We start from the raw sequence: 23,919 nt of genomic DNA on the forward strand, positions 1-23,919 counted from the left end.
AAGTTCTGCTTACAAACCCTTTTATGCACATACCATGACAAAAATGCGGTGCCGAAGCCGAAAACAGCTTCTGTTACGCTTAAATTGGCTGATGGATTGTCCAGCCGCCTAAAATCGCGGTAAGAGAGCGCATGCTTTTTCATTCCATCTGCGCCGCTGCCGGGCGCGTTTGTCCGACAGAGCTGTGTCTGGCAGAAATGAAACGATGACACCACGCCCGTCTGACCAAACCCGCCCCCCCTATGCTTCCCCCAAAAAGAAGCCCAATGGCCTTTCCCCTTTACCTGCGTGGGTGGAAGCCTATTTCCGCCGTACGGCAGATTTAAGGGCGGCCCTGCGCCTTGGTGCGTTGGTTGTCTGGGTGCCACTTTCTGTTGGTTTTGAAGCGTGCCTGCTGCTTGTGCCCGGCACACCCAAAATCCGCTGGACACGTGTAATCTGGGGCGTGCTGTGCCGTATTATCGGGTTGCAGATCCATGTTGTGGGCCAACGCGTGGGCACCGTGGGTGGCCTAAAGGCCCGCCAGCGGGGTGAACGGCCCGTTATCTATATTTGCAACCACATGTCCTGGTTGGATGTGCCGGTGCTGGGCACCATTCTGCCCTCCGTATTTGTGGCCAAGGGCGATATTGAAAAATGGCCCATCATGGGCTTGGTCTCCCAAATCGGGCGTACCATTTTTGTCAGCCGTCAGCGCAGCACCACCGGGCGTGAGCGTGATGAAATGATCCGCCGCATGGTGGAAGGGGATAATCTTGTCCTGTTCCCCGAAGGTACATCGTCCGATGGTTCACGCGTGTTGCCGTTCATGTCCGCCTTTTTTGCCATCGCAAAACTGCCACGGCTGAAGGAAGGCATGGATAAAAGCCTTCTGCCCATCACGTTTGAACCGGGCATGACGCCTCTTATCCAGCCCGTATCCCTTGTGTATGACCGGTTGGAAGACCTGCCTATTTCCCGCCTCCGCCGCCCTGTGTTTTCATGGTACGGTGATATGGACCTTGGCCCCCATGTATGGGCCTTGCTGAAGTGGAAGCGCTCCCGCGCAACCGTGTTGCTACACGAGCCGCTGGACCCAGATATGTTCCCCAGCCGCAAGGCTTTGGCACAGGCTGCATGGAAGGCCGTTTCCATAGGTGCGGCAGAACTGCGCCAGAACCGCAAGCCTACGGTTATAAAAGGCCGGTTTAACCCCGCCACCCTGCCCGCCAATTTTCTGCCGCCTTCTGTCAAGAAAGCCAAAAGGATACTTGACAGAACCGCCTCCTTTTTTGCTTCAATACGTATAAGACTTTAGGCAGCAAAACGGGTGGCTGTTGCAGGCCACCAAACCCATAAGGAACATTCGGTCTGTTAAGCGCCAGAATACTTTTTGGCCGTTCTGACATCTCCACTATTCTCGCCTTGGTGAGAAAAGAGGCTTGACCTGCACGCGCTCTGGCCCGATTTCCTCCACCTGCCGCATGGAATGGGCCAGCGGCATAGCGGAGCGCCTGCCATCATGACCGGAACCCCAGCCAACACATCCCCTGCCCGTGGCCTGCACGTTATTACGTGGGGTTGCCAGATGAATGTGTATGATAGTGCACGTATGGGGGATGTTCTGCGGCCACTCGGCTATCAGCCTGTTGCCACACCAGATGCGGCAGACATGATTATCCTGAACACCTGCCACATCCGGGACAAAGCGGCAGAAAAAGTGTTTTCAGAACTCGGCCGCCTACGCAAAATCAAGGAAGCGCGCGAAACAGCCGGGCAGCAAACCATTATTGCCGTGGCCGGGTGCGTGGCGCAGGCCGAGGGGCAGGAAATTCTGGCCCGCGCGCCGTATGTAGATATTGTGCTGGGGCCGCAAACCTATCACCGCCTGCCAGAAATGGTGGCCCGTGCAGCGCGTGCCGGTGGCGCCGTTATTGAAACGGATTTTCCCGCAGAACAGAAATTCGATTTTCTGCCAGAAGCGGAAGCGCCACAAACCGCAGGCAATTACACGGCTTTCCTGACCATTCAGGAAGGGTGCGATAAATTCTGCTCCTTCTGCGTGGTGCCTTATACGCGCGGGGCAGAAAGCAGCCGCCCAGTGCTTTCCGTGCTGGCAGAAGCACGCCGGATGGTGGAAAGCGGTGTAAAGGACATCAGCCTGCTGGGGCAGAACGTAAATGCCTATCATGGTGAAGGGCCAGACGGCTCCACATGGGGTTTGGCCCAACTGGCCTATGAGCTTGCCAAACTGCCCGGCCTTTCGCGCATCCGTTACATGACATCCCACCCGCGGGATATGGATGATGCGCTAATAGCCGCCCACCGTGATCTGCCGCAGCTTATGCCCTTCCTGCATCTGCCGGTTCAGGCTGGGTCTGACCGTATCCTGCGTGCCATGAACCGTGGCCACACGGCAGATGAGTATCGGGATATCGTGCGCCGCCTGCGTGAAGCCCGGCCCGATCTGGCTCTTTCATCCGACTTTATTGTGGGCCACCCCGGTGAAACGGATGAGGACTTTGAAGCCACCATGCAGCTTGTGCGTGATGTTGGCTTTGCGCTGGCTTATTCCTTCAAATACTCCCCTCGCCCCGGCACCCCCGCCGCAGGTGCTGGCATGCAGGTGCCAGAGGATGTGAAGGACGCCCGCCTGCAAGCCTTGCAAGCCCTACTGCGTGAACAGCAGGATGCCTTTAATGCAACACTTGTGGGCAAAACCATTCCTGTTCTGTTTACCTCAGAAGGACGGAAACCGGGGCAGATTGCCGGACGTTCTCCGTGGTTGCAGCCTGTGCATGTTTCTGGGCCCAAGCATCTGATTGGCAAGGAACTGCCCGTGCGTATTGTTGAACGCCTGACCAACTCCCTGTCCGGCGTTTTAGAAGAGGAGTGTGTGTCCGCTTGAGTAGCACGCGTATTTCCGCCTCACCCCGCATGGCTGCAGAAATGCCCCATGCCTCTGCTACCCTGCAGTTTGAAGATAACACCCTTCTGGCGCGCCTTGTGGGAGACCACGACAAGCACCTGCGCTGCTTGGAAGAAGGTTTGGAAGTGGAGGTTGCCCGGCGCGGCAACCGCATTTCCATCCAAGGTGTGCCTGAACAAACGGCCCGCACACGTGCGGTGCTGAGCGTGCTGTACCAAAAGCTGGCAGCAGGCGAAAACGTGGATATCAGCAGCATAGAGGCCGCCATACGCATGTCCCGCCCGCCCCAGAACACCACCAGCATTCTTTCCAACACCCCGCAGGCTGCCCCGGAAATAGAAGGCGATCTGCCCGTCATCCGTATGCGGCATGGCAATATCGAGCCCCGCTCCCCCGGTCAGGCCGCGTATATGAAAGCGCTGGCCAAAAAGGAGCTGGTGTTTGGTATTGGCCCAGCAGGCACGGGTAAAACCTATCTGGCCGTAGCGCAGGCCGTGGCCATGATGCAGGCTGGCTCCATTGATCGGATCATTCTCTCCCGCCCTGCTGTAGAAGCCGGTGAGCGCTTGGGCTTTTTGCCCGGAGATATGAAAGACAAGATCGACCCCTATCTGCGCCCGCTATACGATGCCCTTTATGATATGCTGCCGGGGGATCAGGTCGTGCGGCGCATGGCATCGGGGGATATTGAGGTGGCGCCGCTAGCCTTTATGCGCGGGCGCACGCTTTCTCATGCATTTGTTATTCTGGATGAAGCCCAGAACACCACCATCGCGCAGATGAAGATGTTTCTAACCCGCCTTGGCCCCGGCTCCCGCATGGTGGTGACGGGTGATCTCACACAGATCGATCTGCCAGCAGGCACCACCTCCGGCCTGCGTGATGCGGTGGAAACGCTTGAAAACGTCAAGGGAATTACCATTTCCCGCTTTGATTCAACAGATGTGGTGCGGCATAAGCTAGTCGCCCGCATTATTGAAGCCTATGATGCAAAGGCGACGGCTGTAAGGGAACCCTCCCGTAGCAAGGGCCGTCAGGAGAAAAATGGAACCGCCAAGTAGCCCCACCCATATCCCTATGCAGGATATGGATGCCCCAGAAAAAAGCCTGCCTTTTCAGGCTGTTTTTTCCGATGAGCAGAACGAAGGCCCTGAAATCCTTATCCGGGATAGGCGCTGGCGCTCTTATGTGCACAACCCGGAACAGCTGGTTTGGCGCGCCTTGGCAGCTTGTTCAGAATATGGCGGCCTACCCGATACTGTTGTGCTTGCAACAGACCGGGAGGTGCGCGAACTGAACGGCCGCCACCGTGGCAAGCACCGCCCCACCAATGTGCTGACGTTTGAACCTCCGCCCGGCATTACCGGTGGAGACATTATTCTGGCGCTGGAAACCGTGGTGCGCGAAGCCCGCAAAGCCGGCAAACCTGTTGCAGACCATCTTGCGCATCTGGTCATTCACGGTAGCCTGCATCTGGCTGGGTATGACCACCACCACCCCGGTGAAGCGCGCGAAATGGAAATGCTGGAATCCCGCCTGCTTTCGCGGCTCAGGGTTCCCAACCCTTGGAAGCCCCGATCATGAGCGAACACGATTCTTCCTCAGACAAGCAGGAAGCCAGCAGTCGCGGCCTGTTTTCCTTTTTCCACCGCAAAAAACATCAGACCGATCTGCGCAGCTCCATCGCCGCACTTGTGCAGCAGGCTGCGGATGAGCCTGAAGAATCTGCCACGGGTGAAAAACCGGAGCTAGACAGGCAGGAACGCGCGCTTATTGCCAACGTGCTGCGCCTGCGCAACATCTCGGCAGATGATGTGATGGTGCCCCGCGCCGATATTGTGGCCATGCCGGTTTCCATCAGTCTGGACGAAGCACTGGCTATGATGCGGCGGGAAAACCATTCCCGCATGCCGGTGTATCGCGATCAGTTGGATGATATCGTTGGCATGATCCATGTGAAGGATCTGATTGCCTATGTTGGCACCAGCGAGGCCTTTAATCTGGAAGTGCTTTTGCGCCAACCGCTGATGATTGCGCCGCAGATTCCGGTGCTGGACCTGCTGTTGCAGATGCGCCAGCGCCAGACCCACATGGCGCTGGTGATTGATGAATACGGCGGCATTGATGGTTTGGTAACCATTGAAGATCTGATTGAAACCATTGTGGGTGACATTTCGGATGAGCATGATGAACCCGCTATTGTCATGATCACCCCGCGCCCCGATGGATCTTTTGATATAGATGCACGCTGCCCGATTGAAGAATTTGAAAAAGCCATCGGTCCCATTCTGACAGACAGTGAGAGAGAGGCTGAAATTGAAACCGTTGGCGGCCTTGTGTTCCGTATGGCTGGGCATGTGCCCACCCGTGGTGAAGTGCTAACGCATGAAAATGGCTATCTCTTCCGCGTGTTGGATGCAGATGCCCGGCATATCCGCCGTGTGCGCGTGCGCAAGCTGGCCGAGCAGTCTGCAACGCCCACTCCGGCCGAAACATCTGCTGCCACGGATAAATCTGTGGGTTGACGGCAGAGCAAATCTGCCGTCATGCCTTTAACCGCTTATTGATTTGCACCCACCAAGGGAGACCGGATTTCCATGTCTTTCACCCGCCGTTCCATTCTCGCTGCCGGAAGTCTGGCCGTTGCCTCCACTGCCCTGCGCGGTATTTCTCTGGCGGCAGATGCCACGGATACACGCTTTACCCCGCGTGAACTGGGCAACCCCAACGCCAAGATTGTGGTGGAAGAATGGTTCTCCCTTACCTGCATTCATTGCGCGCACTTTGCAGAAAACACCTTCCCACAGGTGCAGAAAGAACTGATTGATACCGGGAAAATCCGCTACGTTTTTCATGATTTCCCCACAGATCAGCTTGCAACGGTTGCTGCCATGGTGGCCCGCACCCTGCCGCCAGAACGGTATGAACCTTTCTGCTCCTCCCTGCTTTCCAGCCTCGATCGCTGGGCCTACATCAAGGAGGGCAGCCCGAAGGATGAGCTGAAGAAAATGGCGGCCTTTGCTGGCATGCCGGGCGATACGTTTGAAAAAGCCATTGCTGATCAGCAACTCATGCAGTTCATCCTGAACCAGCAGACGGAAGCGCAGGACAAATTCCATTTTGATTCCACCCCAACCTTCCGCTTCAATAACAAGGAGCAGGTGTCCAGCGCGCTGACTTATGAGGACTTCACCAAATATTTGGCTAAAGCCAGCTAAGCCTACGCATGTTGTCCTGAGCCCGCGCCCTATACCTGCATGACAGTTCGTTTCGTTCGTCTGCGCATTGTCGGATTCAAAAGTTTTGCGGATCCGGTAACGGTGGAAATCCTGCCCGGGCTGACAGGCATTGTCGGCCCCAATGGGTGTGGCAAATCCAATGTGGTGGAAGCCCTACGCTGGGTGATGGGTGAATCGTCCGCACGTTCCCTCCGTGGGGGGGAAATGGATGATCTTATTTTTGCAGGCACCACGGGCCGCCCTGCCCGATCTTTAGCCGAAGTTACTGTTACGCTGGAAGGCACCAAGGGCTTTGGCCCCGCTGCCTTTGCAGATATGGACGAACTGCAGATTACCCGCCGGGCAGAACGCGGGTCTGGCAGTGATTACCGCATAAATGGCCGCCCCGTACGTGCGCGAGATGTGCAAACCCTGTTTGCCGATCTGGCATCAGGCGCACGCTCTTCTGCCATGGTCAGCCAAGGCCGCGTGGCCATGCTGGTTGGCGCGCGGCCAGAAGAACGCCGCACCATTTTGGAAGAAGCCGCAGGCATTACCGGCCTGCACGCGCGCAGGCATGAAGCGGAACTCAAACTGCGTGCCACAGAATCTAACCTGACACGCGCAGAAGACCGCCGCCAGCAACTTTCAGACAGGTTGGATGGACTGGCCGAACAATCCCGCGATGCCAGCCGTTACCGTGAACTTTCCGCCGCGTTGCGAGAAGCCGAAACAGAACTTCTGGCCGTGCTGCATGCCCGCGCTCGGCTGGCTGTAGAGCGCGCCATTGATAACGCCGCCCGCGCCCGCAAAGCCCTGACCGAGCATGAAGAAGCCGCAGAAAGTGCTGTAGTTGCCGAATTTGAAGCCAACAAGGTTTTACCCGGCGCCAGAGAAAAAGCCGATGCTGCCCGCACCGCGCTGGAACGGTGCCGCGTATTGGCCGAAGGCGTTGCACGGGAAGAAGAACGCGCCGCCACACAGGCCAATGATGCCGCAGAACGCCTGAAACAGCATGAGGCCGATGCAGACGCAGCCAAAACCCGTCTGGATGATGCCACCGCAACACTTGAACGCCTGAAGGCCGAAAAAGCAGAAACAGAAGCTGCTATTACCTCACTGCCTACGCGCACGGCAGAAGCAGAGGCAAAGCAGCAGGCATTGGCCAAAGAGCTGGCAGAAACAGAGCAGAAACTTGCCCAGCTTACCGCCGAACTTAACACAGCGCGCGCGGCACATGATCGCGCAGCCGAAAATCTAACGGTAGCACAAAACCACCATGTCCGTATTGCGGCAGCATACACAGCATTACAGGCTGAGCTTGCATCGTTAGAACAGCAACTGCCGGATGCAGAGGCCATTCAGGCTACACAAAAAGCTGTAGAAGATGCCCAAGCCGCTTTCCAGAACGCCAAAACCATACTGGATACGGCAGAACGCACACGGTCTGAATGCAATGTCGCACTTTCCGTTGCGCGCAATAATGCACAGGCTGCGGAGCAAGCGCTAACCGAACTCCGCCGCACGCTGGAACAGGCGCGCACGCGGCTTGTTTCCCTTAAGGCTGATCTGGCCCAAGCGGAAAAACGCCATGCCGATACACTTGCCGCTTTGGTTGATGAAAGCATCCGGCTTCAACTCAAGCAGGAAACCGATGCTGCCGCCCAAGCCGTGCAGGCTGCGCGTGACGCACTGGAAAAAGCCGAAACAGAACGGCTGAACACCAACACAGCCCTAACAGATGCCAGCCGCGCCGCGCAGGAAGCCGAAGCCCAGCGCCGCAATGCAGAAAACACCCTGCGGGCCGCCGAATCTTCTCTTAAACGCGCAACGCAGGAAGCCCAGACCCTAACGCAGGCGCTGGAAAAAACACTGGCAGAAGCCCCGCCAGAAGATGCGCTGAAGCAAGCGCGGGAACAACGCACCACGCAAGAACAGGCCCTGCAAAAAGTTGTGCAGGCGCTGGAAACAACCGAACATAACCTGCAACAACACCGGCAGGAACAAACACAAACACAGCAGCAGCTTACCACCCTGCATGCCGAGCTCACCCGCCTACGCGCGCAAGCTGAAGGCTTGGCCGAAGCGCTGGGGAATGAGAAAGAAGCCTCGGCTGAGCCCATATCCGCGCAGATCACCGTTCCCGAGGAATATGAAGTTGCGCTGGCTGTAGCACTCACAGATGGGCTGGATGCCCCCGCAGCAGACAATGCCCCCCGTGGCTGGCATTTGCTGAAAGATGCAACTGCCGCACCTCTGCCCGGTAAAGCTGTTGCCCTTAAATCCGTTATTACCGCACCGCCAGAATTAAACAGGGTGCTGGCATATACTGGCGTTGTACCCGATGGCACGGATGGCGCCAGTTTGCAGGCACAACTTCTGCCGGGGCAATGTCTGGTCTCTCGCGCAGGAGATTTATGGCGGTGGGATGGTTTTTACACCCGCGCGGGTGAACCCGATTCCTCAGCCCGCAGGTTGGCCCAACGCCGCATTCTGCGCGAAACCTCGGCCCGTATTGCAGAAATGGAACAGCACGTTCCGCAAGCCGAAGAAAAAGCCGTAGCCGCCCGCACCAACGTGCAAGCCGGAGAAAAACAGGCGCAGGAACAGCGCGTAGAGCGCAGCAGGCTGGAACAGAGCCTGCAAAAAGCTCGCACGCAGGAATCCGAGCTAGAACGCCAACACACGTCTTTCCGGGCAAGGTTAGATGCGCTTCGCCCCCAACAGGAGCGTGCGCTTGCTGCTAAAACCGAGGCTGAATCGGCCTTGGCTACCGCTACAGCAGCACAACAGGCCTTACCTCCGGCGCAAAACTTTCAGCAAGCTCTCACCACCGCGCGGGAACAGCATACAGCCGCGCAAAAAACGGAGCAGGACTGCCGCACAGCTCTTAAACTGGCGGAACAGACCTTCCAACGCGTCCAGCAAAAACAGACCCAAACAGAAAACCAGCACACAGCCGCCACAACGCGGCTGGAAACGCTTGCACCAGAACGCCAGCGCCTACGCCAGAATCTGGAAGCGGAAGAGGCCAATGTTCTTGAACTTGAACAGCGCCTCACATCTGCCCAAACAGAAAATGCCACAGCCGCAGCGCTGAAAGACGCACAAGATAATCTGGAACAGGCGCAACAGGCTTTTCAAACGGCCTCATCCGCCTTTGCCCAAGCTGAACAGGCGGTCCAAGCCAGCACACAGCAGCAGCAAAAAATGCAGGAGCAGGCCCTTACGCTGCGCAGCCGCATTGCCGCCCTGACCCCTCGGCTAGAAGAATTGCAGCAAGAGCAGCAGGACGCACAAGACAAACTCACAACCGCCACACAAACAGAAGCCCAAACAGCAACCGCCCTGCCGCAAGATGCCAAGGAAACGCTTGCTCATCTGCACACGCAACGCGCGGCCCTTACCAGCCAGCTAGAAGCCACGCGAGAACTGCGCGCCACGCTGCAGGCTGAAGCCTCAACGCTGGAAACACGCCTGACATCTCTTGTGGCCGCAGAAGAAGAATGGAGCCAACGCGCCACCACAGCCAACGCAGAAGCTGAAAATGCAGCCCAGCGCGTGGAAGCGGCACGCAATGAACACACCAAGGTTTCAGAACTTCCGGCCGAAGCGCAACGCCAGAAGCAGCAAACCCTTTCAGCATTGGAAGAGGCTGAAGAAGCCTACGCACAGGCCGATAAAATACGCGCTGAAGCCGAATCAGCCTTAAATGCCGCCAATGAACAGCGCCGCCGCACAGAAGCCGAACTGAACACAGCACGTGAAAACCTGCTGAAAGCCGATGCCAAAAGTGAACAGGCACAGGCTATTCTGGATCAACTTTTGGCAGATACCCCCACCCCGCCGCGCCAACCCACGGGGGATCTGACAGAAGCAGCCGAAAGCTCCCTGCGCCGTAAGATCTCTCGCCTCACGCGTGAACGCGAAGATATGGGGCCGGTTAACCTGCGCGCGGAAATTGAAGCAGAAGAAGCCTCTACCCAAGCGCGCACGCTGGCAGATGAGATTGCTGACCTTGAAGCCGCCATCAGCCGCTTGCGTGGCTCCATCGGCACACTAAATAAAGAAGGGCGTGAACGGCTGATGGCTGTGTTCACGCAAGTAGATCACCACTTCCAGTCTTTGTTCACCCGCATGTTTGGCGGCGGGCGGGCGCATCTGGGGCTGGTGGGGAGTGATGATCCGCTGGAAGCCGGGCTGGAAATTTACGCCCAGCCGCCGGGCAAAAAGCTTGCTACACTTTCCCTTCTTTCGGGAGGTGAACAAGCTTTAACCGCATTGTCATTGATTTTCGCGGTTTTCCGCTGTAATCCTGCACCAGTATGCGTTCTTGATGAAGTGGACGCACCGCTGGATGATGCCAATGTGGGCCGTTTTAGCGCCCTACTTGGTGATATGGTAACCGAAGCGGGAACCCGTTTTCTGGTGGTAACCCACCATCAGTTAACTATGGCCCATATGGACCACCTGTTTGGTGTCACCATGCAGGAGCGAGGCGTAAGCCGCGTGCTTTCAGTTGATCTGGCACGGGCTGCTTCCATGGCTGGCCAGAATGATAAGGAAGAACCGAATGTCGCATCCTGAAAAGGCGGCTGACATCTCTGTGCAACAGAGCAGCAAGTCTTCTCGTGGCTGCTTTAAAAAGATCGCTCTGGCTGTTGGGCTGTGCGTGGCAGTGGGTACAACGCTGGTTGTGCAACACTCCAAGGCCTATGGCATTATGGCACGCATCCACCACGGGCTGATTGTTTGCACACCGGGCACAGGGCTTGTAACCACCCCGGTTTCCACCTCCTCCCCGCATGATGGCGTGCCTTCCATGCTGCGGCTGGAACTTGCCAATGGGCCAGATGGGCGCGTTATGGTGGAACCCGGCTCTAACGAGCTGGAAGGCGTGCTGGCCTCTGCCCACCACTCCAACACATTGCTCATGCTGGATATCAACAGTGCCAGTGCAGATAATGTGGTGAAACTGGTGCGCAAAACCCGGATGCGGGACAGAGTTATTCTGGTGCCTTCAGACCATAAGGACACAGAAACCGTTCTGCATGCCGATTCCAAAATTATGGTTGCCATTCCCGTCAATTCCGAGCGGGATGCCTATGCCGCCCATAAGCTGGCTGGCCGCCACCCTTATGCAGCGTATCTTTCCCCTTCCGCCACCCCGCACCTGTTTGCGCTGACGCACCGCGATGCCGAAGCCATTATTACGGATAATCCGGGTGCTCCCAAAGGCTCCACCAGCGAGTTTCTGGCTGAACGGCCCGTAGATATCATGATTACGCAGCAGCCTACGCAGCTGGCCGATACAACAGCCAACAAGAGCTGAGCATAAAAAGGCTTCTTCCCACCTCGCATGAGAAGATGCAGGAAGAAGCCTGAAAAAAAGAGGCAGAAAACCTGCCCCTCTTCTTCATTTTAAGCAGGCATCATGGAGCCTGTTTCAATAAACCGCTGATGCCAGGAAAGAGCTTCTGTCAGCAGGTGTGGCGTATGCTTGCCAAAGGAGTTCTTGAGCGCGCGGTCAAAGTAATCCTGCAGCATTGGCCGGTAATCCGGGTGTGCACATTTGGAAATAATTTCACGCGCACGCTGCACGGGTGAAAGCCCACGCAAATCTGCCAGACCCTGCTCGGTTACGAAAATCTGCGCATCCTGCATGATGTGGTCCACATGCGCGGCCATAGGCACAATGGCAGAAATCTTGCCGCCTTTGGCCGTGGAGGGAGACAGGAAGATGGAGAGGTAGGAACTCCGGGCAAAGTCACCCGAACCGCCAATACCATTCATCATCTTGGAGCCCATCACGCGGGTGGAGTTTACGTTGCCGTAAATATCCGCCTCAATCATGCCGTTCATGGCAATACAGCCCAAACGGCGGATAATACCGGGGCTGTTGCTGACATCCTGCTGGCGCAGAATGATCTTGCTCCGGAAGAAATCCATACGGTTGTTAATTTCTTCCGCCGCTTCCGGGCTGAGTGAGAAAGACGTGGCAGAGGCAATGCGCATGCGGCCAGAATCCAGCATGGCCAACATGCCATCCTGAATAACCTCACTATACCCTACCAGATTTTCAAACGGGCCTTCCTTCAGCCCTTCCAGTACGGCGTTGGCCACGTTGCCTACGCCAGACTGAAGCGGCAGAAGTGATGGCGGCAGACGGTTCTGTTTGACTTCATGCCCAAAAAAATCAAGCAGATAGCCCGCAATGGCCTTGGCTGTATCATCCGGCGCAGCAAATGGGGCATTTCTGTCCCGATCATTCGTGCGCACAATGGCGGCAATCTTGTCCGGGTTTACACGTAAAACCGTGCCGCCCACACGCTGGTCTGCCCGCACAATCGGCACAATATCACGCGTTGGCGCACCACTTACGTTGCCATCCCAGATATCATGAATGCCTTCCAGCGCCGGGTTCTGCCATTCATTCACTTCAATAATGACCTTGTCAGCCAGATTGAGGAATGTCTGGGAGTTACCAACAGAAGATGTGGGCACAATGCCGCCATCTTCCGTAATGGCTGTCGCTTCCACCAGAGCAATGTTGAACTTGCCGTAATTGCCCTGAATGGCACGGCCAGCCACCTGCCCCAGATGGTTATCAAAATATTCTGTTTCACCCGCATTGATACGGTTGCGCATGGTGGCATCCGTATTGAACGGTGAACGGAAATACACCCCGTTGGCCTTTGCCAGCTCACCATCCAGCTGCGGGCCGGTAGAGGCACCCGTAATCAGGCTGATCTGGTATTTCTCACCCCGATCATGCGCAGCCTCCATCCGGCGGGCCAGCGCCTTGGGTACTTCCTTGGGGTAGCCTGCACCAGTAAAACCACTGGTGCCCACCACATCACCGTGTTTGATCAACTCGGATGCGGTTTCTGCCGGACATACTTTACTGCGCAGCGCGACGTTCCGAATGCGCTCTGTCATGAGAGGGCTTCCTGTTCTTTTTCAAACTGTTCCGAATTCCCGAAAGCACAGACCACCAAGAAGACACGGCTGCAACTGTTTGAAGCCGCTCCAACACATTCTTCTACCTGTGGCATGTTATCCTTCCGTTTCAGGCTGTTTTTTCAAAAACCCGATTGCCCGTATAACGTAAGCGCAAACAGATCGTGCTGGCGCGTCACATACTTGTGCATGATCTGGAGGTAAATGAAAAAAAACTTGCTGTTCCAGTTCCTGTTTGATCTCGAAAAGCCTACATGGAAGTAAGGAAATAACGGATTAAAACACCATGCTTGAGCTGCTTCCCCCTGACGGAAACGTGAAAGATGCAATGCGAAACGGACTCCGCATTGTGGGGGATGTGCATGGAGATCTGGACGCTTTCCGCCACGCCGTTGCCACAGATCGTTTTGTGATTCAGCTGGGTGATCTGGTAGATTACGGGCCAGACAGCGCAGGTGTTTTGCGGCTGATGTTGCAGGTGATGCACGAAAAACGGGGTCTGTTCTTAATTGGCAACCATGATCGCAAACTTGGCCGCGCCCTTATGGGCAAGCGTTTGCGCTCTACCCCTCATCTGGAAGACACGCTGGCGCAGCTTTACCAGCCAGAAAACACAGATGTGTTGCATGCCCTTTTGCCTGTGCTGGAAAACGCCCCCGCGTGGCTGGTAATGGGCCAGACCGTTTTTGTACATGGTGCGTTTGACCCACGCATGTTGATGGAGCCACCTCCGCCGCCGTTGGGCCGCGTGACCTATCTGCTTTCCCGCGCATTGTTTGGAGAAACCACAAACCGTATGCAGCCAGATGGATACCCCGAACGCACGCTTAACTGGGTGAACACTATTCCGGCTGGTTATACCATCTATTGCGGGCATGATCAGCGCTCTACCAATGGCTGCCCGCTGGCCATTCCCGGCCGTTCTGGCGGGCAGGCCATTTTTGTAGATACAGGTGCGGGTAAAGGGGGACATCTGGCATGGCTAGACCTGCCCCCACCTTTTGTGGAAAAAGCCTGAACAGACTTTACCAAACACAGCGCATTTTACAGGCGCTGGTGCATATTCTGACAGAACCGGAACAGCATGACCGTGACAGACGACCAGTCCATCTCCCCCACTCAGGCCCTTCAGGACCTGCGCCGCAGCATTGACAATATCGATTCCGCCCTGGTTTCCATGCTGGCGGAACGTTTCCGCTGCACCAAGGCCGTAGGGGCGCTTAAAGCACGCTACAACATGCCGCCGGCAGACCCTGCGCGTGAGGCCCAGCAGATTGCCCGCCTGCGCAAACTGGCAGAAGATGCACATCTGGACCCGGACTTTGCTGAAAAGTTCCTGAACTTCATTATCCATGAAGTTATCCGGCATCATGAAGCCATCGCACGGCAAACAGCCGCAGCCCCCAAAGCGTAAAGCCCACGCATGCGCCGCCTTGTTCTGCTTCGCCATGCTGAAGCGGCTTCCGCCCCGTTAGGAGATTTCAGCGCCGAAGCTGATATGAACCGCCCCCTTACACCTGTGGGGCAAGAGGCGGCACGCCGCTGCGGGCAGTGGCTGGCAGCGCAGAATATTGTTCCTGACAGCATTATATGTAGCCCGGCCTTACGCACGCGGCAGACCTTGGCAGGTGCCCTGGCGGCTCTACCTGCTACGCTTCCCGCCCCAGATTACTGTGCAGATATTTACGAAGCCACGCCCGAGGCTTTGTTGGCACGTATTCAACAGGTGCCCGATTCAGCTTTTACCGTGCTGATGGTGGGGCATAATCCGGGTATTTCCTTATTAGCCCACCACTTAGACATGCAGGCCAGTGAACTGGACCAGGGATTCGCGCCAGGGGCCGTTGCCATTTTTGAAATGTATGGAAGCGACACATTGCCGGATATGACACGCTGGCAAATGTGCGATGGCCAAAGCATGCATTTGCACACATTCGCGCGACCCTAATCCCAAAAAACTGTGGTTTTCCAAGCATACTCCGTTCCGATAACGCTTCGTTTATCGCCGGCAATCTTCCGGTTTCCTTTTGAATAGGTGACAAAGTGGAACGAGCAGGCCGCAGCAGCGACCGTGGCCCAAACATGCAAAAGGAAACACTAATGAGCGCGTCGCAGAAAGAAGGTAAGCTATCTACCGCTACCATTTCGGTTGGTGGGAAGTCCGCCGAAATGCCTGTGCTTTCAGGCACTCTGGGACCGGATGTTGTCGACATCCGCAAACTTCCTGCGCAACTGGGCGTTTTCACGTTTGACCCAGGTTACGGGGAAACAGCCGCCTGCAACAGCAAAATTACCTTTATTGATGGTGACAAGGGCGTTCTGCTGCACCGTGGTTACCCCATTGCCCAGCTGGCGGAAAATGCTTCCTATGAGGAAGTTATCTACCTGCTTCTGAACGGTGAACTGCCCAACAAGGCACAGTACGACACCTTCACCAACACCCTTACAAACCATACGCTGCTGCACGAGCAGATCCGTAACTTCTTTAACGGCTTCCGGCGTGATGCCCACCCAATGGCCATTCTGTGCGGCACGGTTGGGGCTTTGTCTGCCTTCTACCCAGATGCCAACGATATTGCCATTCCCGCCAACCGGGATCTGGCAGCCATGCGGCTGATTGCCAAAATCCCAACCATTGCGGCATGGGCTTACAAATACACACAGGGCGAAGCCTTTATCTATCCGCGGAATGATCTGAACTACGCAGAAAACTTCCTGTCCATGATGTTCGCGCGCATGTCCGAACCTTACAAGGTCAACCCTGTTCTGGCCCGTGCCATGAACCGGATTCTGATCCTGCATGCCGATCATGAACAGAATGCTTCTACCTCCACCGTGCGCCTTGCCGGTTCTACGGGCGCCAATCCATTTGCATGTATTGCTGCAGGCATTGCCGCCCTGTGGGGACCTGCCCACGGTGGCGCCAATGAAGCCGTGCTGAAAATGCTGGCGCATATTGGCAAAAAGGAAAACATTCCCGCCTTTATTGCACAGGTAAAAGACAAGAACAGCGGCGTGAAGCTGATGGGCTTTGGCCACCGCGTTTACAAAAACTTCGACCCGCGCGCGAAGATCATGCAGCAGACCTGCCACGAAGTGCTGACAGAACTGGGCATTAAGGATGATCCGCTGCTGGATCTTGCTGTTGAGCTGGAAAGAATTGCCCTGAGCGATGATTACTTCGTGCAGCGCAAGCTCTACCCGAATGTGGATTTCTACTCTGGCATCATTCTCAAGGCTATGGGCATCCCCACCAGCATGTTCACCGTGCTGTTTGCCGTGGCTCGCACCACCGGCTGGGTTAGCCAGTGGAAGGAAATGATTGAAGAACCGGGCCAGCGTATCAGCCGCCCCCGCCAGCTTTATATTGGCGCACCGCAGCGTGACTATGTGCCGCTTGCCAAACGCTAAAAGCTCCTAAACTCCAAAAAGCCGGTTTTCCTTAAGGGAGACCGGCTTTTTGTTTGCTCTGCTTTTCAACAGCTACAAAACACACATAAACATGCGGGCATAAAAAAACGCATGCCCTTGCGGAACATGCGTCTGATTACTTCGGGCTATACCCTTGTGCGTTAGTTGCAATCACACCCTTTGGTTGGCCCTGAATCCATGCGGACAACATGATGATCAATCCATTCGGACACAAGGCGGCGTGCCTCATTCACTGATGCTTCAGGATGATGAATGCGGTACAGGGTGGTGCAGGCATTAAATGCCGTAACATCTGCTGTCCCCACTTCGCGCAGTTCCTTGTAAGCCGTTATAACGGCCCGCTCACACTTGCGCGCGATACGATTAGCTTCGGCGGCCACGGCATATTCCTTAACTGATAATCAATCTTAACTGGAGATGATTAAACGCTACATCTGCCATATAAGCAAGGTGCAAAAATCAATTCCGGGGCTTTTGAACATCACAAGTTTTTCACCCATATGCTGCTCACGTCTTTATCTGGCATGCATATGCAGGAAAACTGCCATATCAGGCATGGATTTTCCAAGCCTGCGGCGTTATTCCAAACATATATAGACAACCGCCAAATTCAAGGACATGCGCACATGACATCACCCTCAGGCGTGGCCTCTGCCCACCCCGCTGAGACCAGCGACTGGGACCGCGACGCGGCCCTGACCACCGCACGCCTGCTGCTGGAAATCAAAGCCGTAAATTTCCGCCCGGAAGACCCCTACACCCTGACTTCTGGCTGGAAATCCCCCGTCTATATTGATTGCCGCCGCATTATCTTCTTCCCCCGCGCCCGTGCCAAAATTATGGAACTTGGGGTGGAAAAAATCGGTCGCCACGTTGGGTATGAAAGCCTGGATGCCGTTGTGGGTGGTGAAACCGCAGGTATTCCGTTTGCCGCATGGATGGCAGACCGCATGATGCTGCCAATGGCTTATGTGCGCAAAAAGCCAAAAGGTTTTGGCCGCAACGCCCAGATTGAAGGCGATGTGCCCGAAAACATGCGCACCCTGCTGGTAGAAGACCTGACCACCGATGGTGGCTCCAAGGTGCAGTTTGCCAACGCACTGCGGAATGCGGGCGCCATTATCAACCACGCATTTGTTGTATTCTATTACGGCGTTTTCCCCGGCGCACAGAACACGCTGGCAGAAATGAACGTCTCTCTGCATGCCCTGTGCACATGGTGGGATGTGCTGGAAGCATGCTCCACACGGCCATACTTCTCTGAAGAAGCGGCATCTGAAGTACGGCGTTTTCTGGAAGATCCCTGTGCCTGGTCTGCCCGCCACGGTGGTGTTGGCACCTTGGAAGAAGCCGCTGCATTTAAAGCCAACAAGGATAAATAAAACGGTGCAGATAGATGGCCCTGCCCTGTCCGGCCCCCGGCATATTCTGGCGTTTGATTCCGGAATTGGGGGGCTGGGTATTGTCAGGGCCATTCAAGCGCTGGCACCAGATATCTGCATAGATTATCTGGCCGACACCGCCATTTTTCCATATGGCGAACAGGACGACGATTTTCTGATTGAGCGAATCGTCTCCTTACTTTCCCAAGCTATTCGGCGGCTCCAGCCCCAAGTTGTCGTGGTGGCCTGCAACACGGCCAGCACATTGGCGCTGGAAGCCCTGCGCGCTGCATGGCCTGATATGCCTTTTGTAGGATGTGTTCCGCCCATACGCTGGGCAGCACGCATCACCCAAACCAAAGTGATCGGACTACTTGCCACGCGTGCAACTGTGCGCCGGCCTTACCTTTCTCGCCTCCATGCACTTTATGCACCGGAATGCACACTTATTGCCCACGCCGCACCCGGCTTGGCTGGATGTGCGGAATTGGCCTTCCGTGGGCAAGATGTGTCTGATTCTACGCTCTTGCGAGAAATTGAAGGGCTATTTGTTCACCCGGATTCTAACCGGCTGGATGTCGTAGGCCTTGGCTGCACGCATTATACCTTTGTGCTGGACCGCCTGCGTGCGCTCTCTCCACTCGGTTTAACGTGGCTAGACCCTGCCCCTGCGGTGGCGCAGCATACCTGTAACCTACTGGCGCATTTGCCACAGAAAACCCACGCACACCCCTGCGCATGGTTTACGGCTTTGCCGGATGATGAAGCCCTATTCACGCACTTAAAACCTTACAGGTTTAGTGCTGCCGCATTATGGGAAGATGTGAATGAGGTAGAAGCCAGCTATTACTCACCCGTAATAGCCAGCCCCTAATATACAGCCGCCCTTAACGTTCGCGGCTGGCAGAATAGCTGGCAGTTTCCAGGAGCAAGTTCTTCAATGTGTCATCCGGGAACATGGAAAGATTTTCACGCGCTTTGGCTGCGTAATCTTCCGCACATTTTAGGGTAATCCCAATTGCATTTGTTTTTGCAATACGGTCCAGCGCTGCTTCCAGATCTCCGGGGTGCTGGTCACATTCCTCAATCACCCGGCGCCAGAAAATGCGGTCTTCCTCATTCCCTGCTTCGTAAGCTGCCAAGACAGGTAGGGTGACTTTCCCTTCACGGAAATCATCCCCCACTTCCTTGCCCAGAGTAGCCTGATCTGCCGCATAGTCCAGCGCATCATCTACAAGCTGGAAAGCCATGCCCAAATTGGCGCCATACATGCGCAATGCTTCACGCTGTTCTGGTGTAGCTTCACCAATGACAGCCCCAGATTCGCACGCAGCCGCAAAAAGCGCAGCGGTTTTGCCGTAAATGACCTGCAAATACTGATCTACCGATGTGGAGAGATCGTTCTGCGTGGTCATCTGCATGACCTCACCTTCCGCCAGCGTGGCAGAAGCCGCAGACAGAATCGCCATCACACCCAGCGAGGCATCGGCTGTCAGAATCTGGAAAGACCGCGCAAACAGGAAGTCCCCCACCAGCACGGAGGCCTTGTTGCCAAAAATGGCATTGGCACTTGCCAGCCCACGCCGAAGCTGGCTGTCATCCACCACATCATCATGCAGCAGCGTGGCTGTGTGAATGAATTCCACACACGCGGCAATTTCTACATGCCGCATGCGCCCATCCTGATTGTTGTAGCCGCACATTCTGGCCGCAGCCAGAGTGAGCAACGGCCGCAGCCGCTTACCACCAGCCGCCACCAAATGGGCCGCAAGCTGCGGTATAAGTGCCACGGGGCTTTGCATACGGTCTACAATGACCTGATTGCAGGCAAGCATGTCCGACGCAAGATAATCGGCCAGCGCTTTCAGGCCTGCTTCTCCTGGTTTACTCACTGAAACTCCAGATCCATCCTGGCTTGTGGTTCTGCCTGTTTCTGACAGACTGATTGCAACACCCAAACGTTTTATCCCCCAGCCATGGGATGAGTTGACGTTCTTCTATATGCGAGGCACCTGAAAAACGGTCAAGCGCCTACGAATTCAAGCCAGCCAGACACATAGCTCCCATCGGAAACCATGCCAGCTCGTTTTGCCATCACTCCCGGAACGCTTTTGCGTGGCCGTATCTCCTATAGCCAGTTTCTGCAAGGCTACCGCACCGGGCTGGAACCCGTGCTTATGGCCGCCGCCGTACCGGCCCGCACAGGCCAGCATGTGCTGGAAATTGGCTGTGGCGCTGGGGCTGGGCTACTTTGCCTGCTCCACCGCATTCCCACCATTCATGGCACGGGTGTGGAAAAAGAAAGCGATACAGCAGCCTTGGCCCAGCAAAACATGGCCGCTAACCAGCAGCAGAATATCAGGATTCTGAACGCCACATTTCCCGATGTTTTTCTGGCAGATACGCCACAGCCCGAACAATATTTTGACCACTGCATGGCGAATCCGCCGTGGCATGCCCCTTTAGGCACGGCTTCGGCGCATCCGCGGCGTGATCTGGCCCGGCGTATGGGAGCAGATACTTTACCTACATGGATTGCGGGGGCGGCCCGAATCCTGCGCCATAAAGGCAGCCTTACACTCGCCCTGCCCGCAGCTTTGGCTGACCAAGCCATTTTCTGCCTAAGCAAAGCTGGGTTTGGTGGCGTTACGCTGTATCCCTTCTGGCCCAAGGCTGGGCGGGAATCGCGCATTGTGTTGGTGCAGGCCCGTAAGGGCGTAAAAAGCCCTGCCCGTATTCTGGCTGGGCTGGTGCTGCACGAAGCAGATGGAGCTTTTACCCCCACTGCCCGCACAGTGCTGGAAGAAGGTGCCCCGTTGCCAGGGCTGTAACCTGCTTATTCGAAAACTGAGTTTTCGAAGGCTTCTTCCCACGTGCCAGAGGTGGAGGCACGGCTGTATTCCGTAGCGCGGTTTTCGAAGAAGTTGGTGTGTTCCACCGCATTCAACATATCATCCAGCCACGGCAGCGGGTTGGTTGTGGTGTTGTAAATTGGCTCCAGCCCAAGCTGGGTCAGACGGCGGTCTGCAATAAAGTGGATGTAGGTTTTCACCTGCTCCGCATTCAGCCCCTCTACAGCACCCATTTCAAAGGCCAGATCAATAAAGGCCTCTTCATGCTCCACAATGGTGCGGCAGATATCTGTCAGTTCCGTACGCAGCTGCTCGGTCCACAGTTCAGGATTTTCCTGAATGAACACGCGGAACAGGCGGATAATGGAGAGGCAGTGCAGTGTTTCATCACGCACAGACCATGACACGATCTGCCCCATGCCCTTGAGCTTGTTGAAGCGCGGGAAGTTCAGCAGAATGGCAAAAGATGCAAAAAGCTGAAGCCCTTCCGTAAAGGCCCCAAAGGCTGCCAGCGTTTTGGCGATTTCATGCTTACTGTCCACAGTGAACGTCTGCATGTAATCATATTTATCCTTCATTTCCTTATATTTAAGGAAAGCGGAATACTCGGTTTCGGGCATACCGAGCGTATCCAGAAGGTAGCTGTAAGCTGCAATATGGATGGTTTCGATGTTGGAGAACGCTGAAAGCATCATCAGCACTTCCGTGGGTTTAAACACACGGCTGTAGTGCTTCATGTAGCAGTTGTTCACTTCCACATCGGACTGGGTGAAGAAGCGGAAAATCTGCGTGACCAGATGCTGCTCACCTTCGTTCAAAACGCGGTGCCAGTCCTTCACGTCATCCGCCAGAGGCACTTCTTCCGGCAGCCAATGCAGGCGCTGCTGCGTTAGCCACGCATCATACGCCCACGGATAGCGGAACGGCTTGTAAACCGGGTTGGCTGTCAGCAGGTCAAACTTCTGTTCCTGCTGCGGCTCCTGATCAGACATATGCTCGCTCATGCTGCCTCCCTTGACGGCAACACGCGTGAGGCCGTCATATTTCTTTTATAAACAGTTTGTTAGTAGCCAATGCTTACTGGCAGGCCAAGCATTCTTCATAGTCATTCCCGCTTGATGCGGAACCTGACGATGCTTGAGATGAATCCACATTCATCACGTCATTCTTGGCCAGAACATTGCTGACTGTATCTGCACGCTGGATAGACAGGCTGCGGCAGTAATACAGAGATTTCAGGCCCTTTTTCCAAGCCATGTAATGGATCTGGTGCAGATCCCGCTTATGCACGTCAGCAGGCAGGAACAGGTTGACGGACTGCGCCTGGCAGATAAACGGCTGGCGGTCTGCCGCATGTTCCACCACCCAACGCTGATCCAGTTCAAACGCGGTTTTAAACACGTCCTTTTCCTGCTGGGTCAGAAAATCCAGATGCTGCACGCTGCCCTTGCTGGTGGTAATGGAAGACCACACCTCCGGTGTATCCTGCCCTTTTTCTTCCAGCAACTTCTGCAGATGACGGTTACGCACCGTGAAGGAACCGGAAAGCGTTTTCTGCAAGAACACATTGGCCGCAATCGGCTCAATTCCGGGGCTGGCATTACCAGCAATAATGGAAATGGACGCCGTGGGCGCAATGGCCATCTTGTTAGAAAAGCGTTCCATAATGCCGTATTCTTCAGCATCCGGGCATGGGCCGCGCAATTCCGCCAACTTGCGGGATGCTGCATCCGCCTGCTCACGAATATGCTTGAAAATCTTACGGTTCCAGACTTTTGCTATCACGCTTTCAAACGGCACGTTGCGGCTTTGCAGGAAGCTATGGAACCCCATAACACCCAGCCCAACAGAACGTTCACGCATGGCCGCATATTTGGCGCGGTGCATGTCTTCTGGCGCACGGTCAATGAAATCCTGCAACACGTTATCGAGGAACAGCATGACGTCCTCAATAAACTGCGGATTATCTTTCCACTGATCCCACGTTTCCAGATTGAGGGAGGAAAGACAGCACACTGCTGTACGCGCCTTGCCGTGATGATCGATCCCGGTTGGCAGCGTAATTTCGGAACACAGATTGGAAGTTTTGACTTCCAACCCGGCCAGCTTGTGATGTTCCGGCCGCGCGTTGTTCACGTGGTCAGAATACACAATGTAGGGCTCGCCCTGCTCCATGCGGGCCGTAAGAATACGGATCCACAATGCACGGGCAGAAATCTTGCGGATAACGCTGCCATCCTTGGGGGATATCAGCGCCCATTCATCATCGCTTTCCACCGCCCGCATAAAGGCGTCTGACACCAGTACACCATGATGCAGGTTCAGCGCCTTACGGTTGGGATCCCCCCCGGTGGGGCGACGCAGTTCGATAAATTCTTCAATTTCCGGGTGCCAGACCGGCAGATACACCGCAGCAGACCCACGGCGCAAAGAGCCCTGAGAAATCGCCAGCGTGAGGCTATCCATCACGCGGATGAACGGAATAACGCCCGATGTTTTGCCGTTGCGGCCAACATTTTCACCAATGGAGCGCAGGTTGCCCCAGTAGGACCCAATGCCACCGCCCTTACTGGCCAGCCAGACATTCTCGTTCCACAGGTCAACAATGCCTTTCAGGCTATCGCTGGCCTCGTTCAGGAAGCAGGAAATCGGCAGGCCGCGTGATGTTCCGCCGTTAGACAGAACTGGCGTTGCCGGCATGAACCAGTGCTTGCTGATGTAATCATAAATACGCTGGGCGTGGGCTGCATCAGCCCCGTAATAGGAGGCCACACGGCCGAACAGGTCCTGATACCCTTCATCTGGCAGCAGGTAACGGTTATCCAGCGTGGCCTTGCCAAAAGGTGTCAGCAGCGCATCACGAGAGCGATCTACCCGCACCTGATGGTGGCCGGGCAGCTGCACCATATCTTCCATCTCACCAGCGTTGAACAGATCGGGCTCCCCAGCTTCTGCGCCCCCGGACGAGGAACGACGAATGTCATTTTCCTGTACGTCAATCAGGGTCATGGCTGGGTTACTCCGCTATTTTCTGCGTCAATTTTGGGGTCGGATGGGGAGGCTTTGCCTCCGCACCATATCTCGTGCTTGTGCTCTATCTTGCCCCCTATATCTAGTGAAATTTTACACACAAAGCCAGAAAAAGGGGCTTGATATTTTGAAACTGG

The 23,919-nt window shown here is 55.6% G+C and carries 20 protein-coding genes; 15 read left to right on the forward strand and 5 right to left on the reverse strand.

Annotation, left to right across the window (positions count from 1 at the left end):
• Positions 1-205: 205 nt before the first annotated feature.
• The 8 genes from QQM41_RS00755 (at position 206) to QQM41_RS00790 (ending at position 11,458) form a co-directional block, all read left to right on the forward strand.
• Complete coding sequence (locus QQM41_RS00755; RefSeq protein WP_050819655.1) at positions 206-1,297, forward strand: 1-acyl-sn-glycerol-3-phosphate acyltransferase; 1,092 nt, start codon at positions 206-208, stop codon at positions 1,295-1,297.
• Positions 1,298-1,468: 171 nt separating this feature from the next.
• Entirely contained in the window at positions 1,469-2,887 is a 1,419-nt protein-coding gene (miaB, locus tag QQM41_RS00760) for a tRNA (N6-isopentenyl adenosine(37)-C2)-methylthiotransferase MiaB (protein ID WP_339077471.1), read from the forward strand.
• Positions 2,872-3,969 (forward strand): PhoH family protein, encoded by a 1,098-nt coding sequence (locus QQM41_RS00765; RefSeq protein ID WP_339077472.1) that lies wholly within the window; start codon positions 2,872-2,874, stop codon positions 3,967-3,969. Before miaB ends, QQM41_RS00765 begins: the two co-directional genes overlap by 16 nt.
• Before the next feature lie 16 nt (positions 3,970-3,985).
• On the forward strand, positions 3,986-4,492 hold the full coding sequence (gene ybeY, locus QQM41_RS00770) for an rRNA maturation RNase YbeY (RefSeq protein WP_003622984.1): 507 nt from the start codon (positions 3,986-3,988) through the stop codon (positions 4,490-4,492).
• Positions 4,489-5,433 (forward strand): hemolysin family protein, encoded by a 945-nt coding sequence (locus QQM41_RS00775; RefSeq protein ID WP_050819653.1) that lies wholly within the window; start codon positions 4,489-4,491, stop codon positions 5,431-5,433. The genes ybeY and QQM41_RS00775 overlap by 4 nt, the downstream gene beginning before the upstream one ends.
• 72 nt (positions 5,434-5,505) lie before the next feature.
• Entirely contained in the window at positions 5,506-6,126 is a 621-nt protein-coding gene (locus QQM41_RS00780; protein ID WP_050819652.1) for a thioredoxin domain-containing protein, read from the forward strand.
• 39 nt (positions 6,127-6,165) lie between these two features.
• Positions 6,166-10,713: an AAA family ATPase gene (locus QQM41_RS00785; protein ID WP_339077473.1), complete on the forward strand. Its 4,548-nt coding sequence runs from the start codon at positions 6,166-6,168 to the stop codon at positions 10,711-10,713.
• The gene (locus QQM41_RS00790; protein ID WP_050819650.1) at positions 10,700-11,458 is read left to right on the forward strand and encodes a hypothetical protein; all 759 of its coding nucleotides are present in this window, start codon (positions 10,700-10,702) and stop codon (positions 11,456-11,458) included. Before QQM41_RS00785 ends, QQM41_RS00790 begins: the two co-directional genes overlap by 14 nt.
• Positions 11,459-11,547: 89 nt before the next feature.
• Here the strand turns inward: QQM41_RS00790 and QQM41_RS00795 are convergent, their stop codons facing one another.
• Positions 11,548-13,065 (reverse strand): acetyl-CoA hydrolase/transferase family protein, encoded by a 1,518-nt coding sequence (locus QQM41_RS00795; protein WP_003628680.1) that lies wholly within the window; start codon positions 13,063-13,065, stop codon positions 11,548-11,550.
• Between the two features lie 307 nt (positions 13,066-13,372).
• On the opposite strand from QQM41_RS00795, the gene QQM41_RS00800 reads away from it, so the two are divergent.
• From QQM41_RS00800 to gltA, 4 genes are all read left to right on the forward strand, one after another.
• On the forward strand, positions 13,373-14,104 hold the full coding sequence (locus QQM41_RS00800; protein WP_339077474.1) for a metallophosphoesterase: 732 nt from the start codon (positions 13,373-13,375) through the stop codon (positions 14,102-14,104).
• 66 nt (positions 14,105-14,170) lie between these two features.
• Positions 14,171-14,500 (forward strand): chorismate mutase, encoded by a 330-nt coding sequence (locus QQM41_RS00805; protein WP_128105190.1) that lies wholly within the window; start codon positions 14,171-14,173, stop codon positions 14,498-14,500.
• A 9-nt stretch (positions 14,501-14,509) separates the two neighbouring features.
• Positions 14,510-15,034, forward strand: a complete 525-nt coding sequence (locus QQM41_RS00810; RefSeq protein WP_339077475.1) for a histidine phosphatase family protein — start codon at positions 14,510-14,512, stop codon at positions 15,032-15,034.
• Positions 15,035-15,186: 152 nt separating this feature from the next.
• Positions 15,187-16,497: a citrate synthase gene (gene gltA, locus QQM41_RS00815; protein ID WP_012812828.1), complete on the forward strand. Its 1,311-nt coding sequence runs from the start codon at positions 15,187-15,189 to the stop codon at positions 16,495-16,497.
• Positions 16,498-16,658: 161 nt separating this feature from the next.
• Here the strand turns inward: gltA and QQM41_RS00820 are convergent, their stop codons facing one another.
• Positions 16,659-16,898 carry a hypothetical protein gene (locus tag QQM41_RS00820; protein WP_003622965.1) on the reverse strand — a complete coding sequence of 80 codons (240 nt, stop codon included), beginning with the start codon at positions 16,896-16,898 and terminating at the stop codon, positions 16,659-16,661.
• 246 nt (positions 16,899-17,144) lie between these two features.
• On the opposite strand from QQM41_RS00820, the gene QQM41_RS00825 reads away from it, so the two are divergent.
• The gene (locus QQM41_RS00825; protein WP_012812827.1) at positions 17,145-17,900 is read left to right on the forward strand and encodes an orotate phosphoribosyltransferase; all 756 of its coding nucleotides are present in this window, start codon (positions 17,145-17,147) and stop codon (positions 17,898-17,900) included.
• A gap of 4 nt (positions 17,901-17,904) precedes the next feature.
• A complete protein-coding gene (locus QQM41_RS00830; protein ID WP_339077476.1) occupies positions 17,905-18,774 on the forward strand; it encodes an aspartate/glutamate racemase family protein in 870 nt (289 codons plus the stop codon).
• A 13-nt stretch (positions 18,775-18,787) separates the two neighbouring features.
• On the opposite strand, the gene QQM41_RS00835 is transcribed toward QQM41_RS00830, so the two are convergent.
• Positions 18,788-19,858 (reverse strand): polyprenyl synthetase family protein, encoded by a 1,071-nt coding sequence (locus QQM41_RS00835; RefSeq protein WP_050819645.1) that lies wholly within the window; start codon positions 19,856-19,858, stop codon positions 18,788-18,790.
• Between the two features lie 117 nt (positions 19,859-19,975).
• Here QQM41_RS00835 and QQM41_RS00840 point away from each other — a divergent pair, with 117 nt between their 5' ends.
• Positions 19,976-20,731: a methyltransferase gene (locus QQM41_RS00840; protein ID WP_339077477.1), complete on the forward strand. Its 756-nt coding sequence runs from the start codon at positions 19,976-19,978 to the stop codon at positions 20,729-20,731.
• Between the two features lie 5 nt (positions 20,732-20,736).
• Here QQM41_RS00840 and QQM41_RS00845 read toward each other — a convergent pair whose 3' ends face one another.
• Complete coding sequence (locus tag QQM41_RS00845) at positions 20,737-21,756, reverse strand: ribonucleotide-diphosphate reductase subunit beta (protein ID WP_339077478.1); 1,020 nt, start codon at positions 21,754-21,756, stop codon at positions 20,737-20,739.
• Between the two features lie 73 nt (positions 21,757-21,829).
• A complete protein-coding gene (locus QQM41_RS00850) occupies positions 21,830-23,761 on the reverse strand; it encodes a ribonucleoside-diphosphate reductase subunit alpha (RefSeq protein ID WP_050819643.1) in 1,932 nt (643 codons plus the stop codon).
• Positions 23,762-23,919: the final 158 nt, after the last annotated feature.

It is taken from the genome of Acetobacter sp. AC2005 (assembly GCF_037901235.1).
GTDB classification, from domain to species: Bacteria; Pseudomonadota; Alphaproteobacteria; order Acetobacterales; family Acetobacteraceae; genus Acetobacter; species Acetobacter oryzoeni.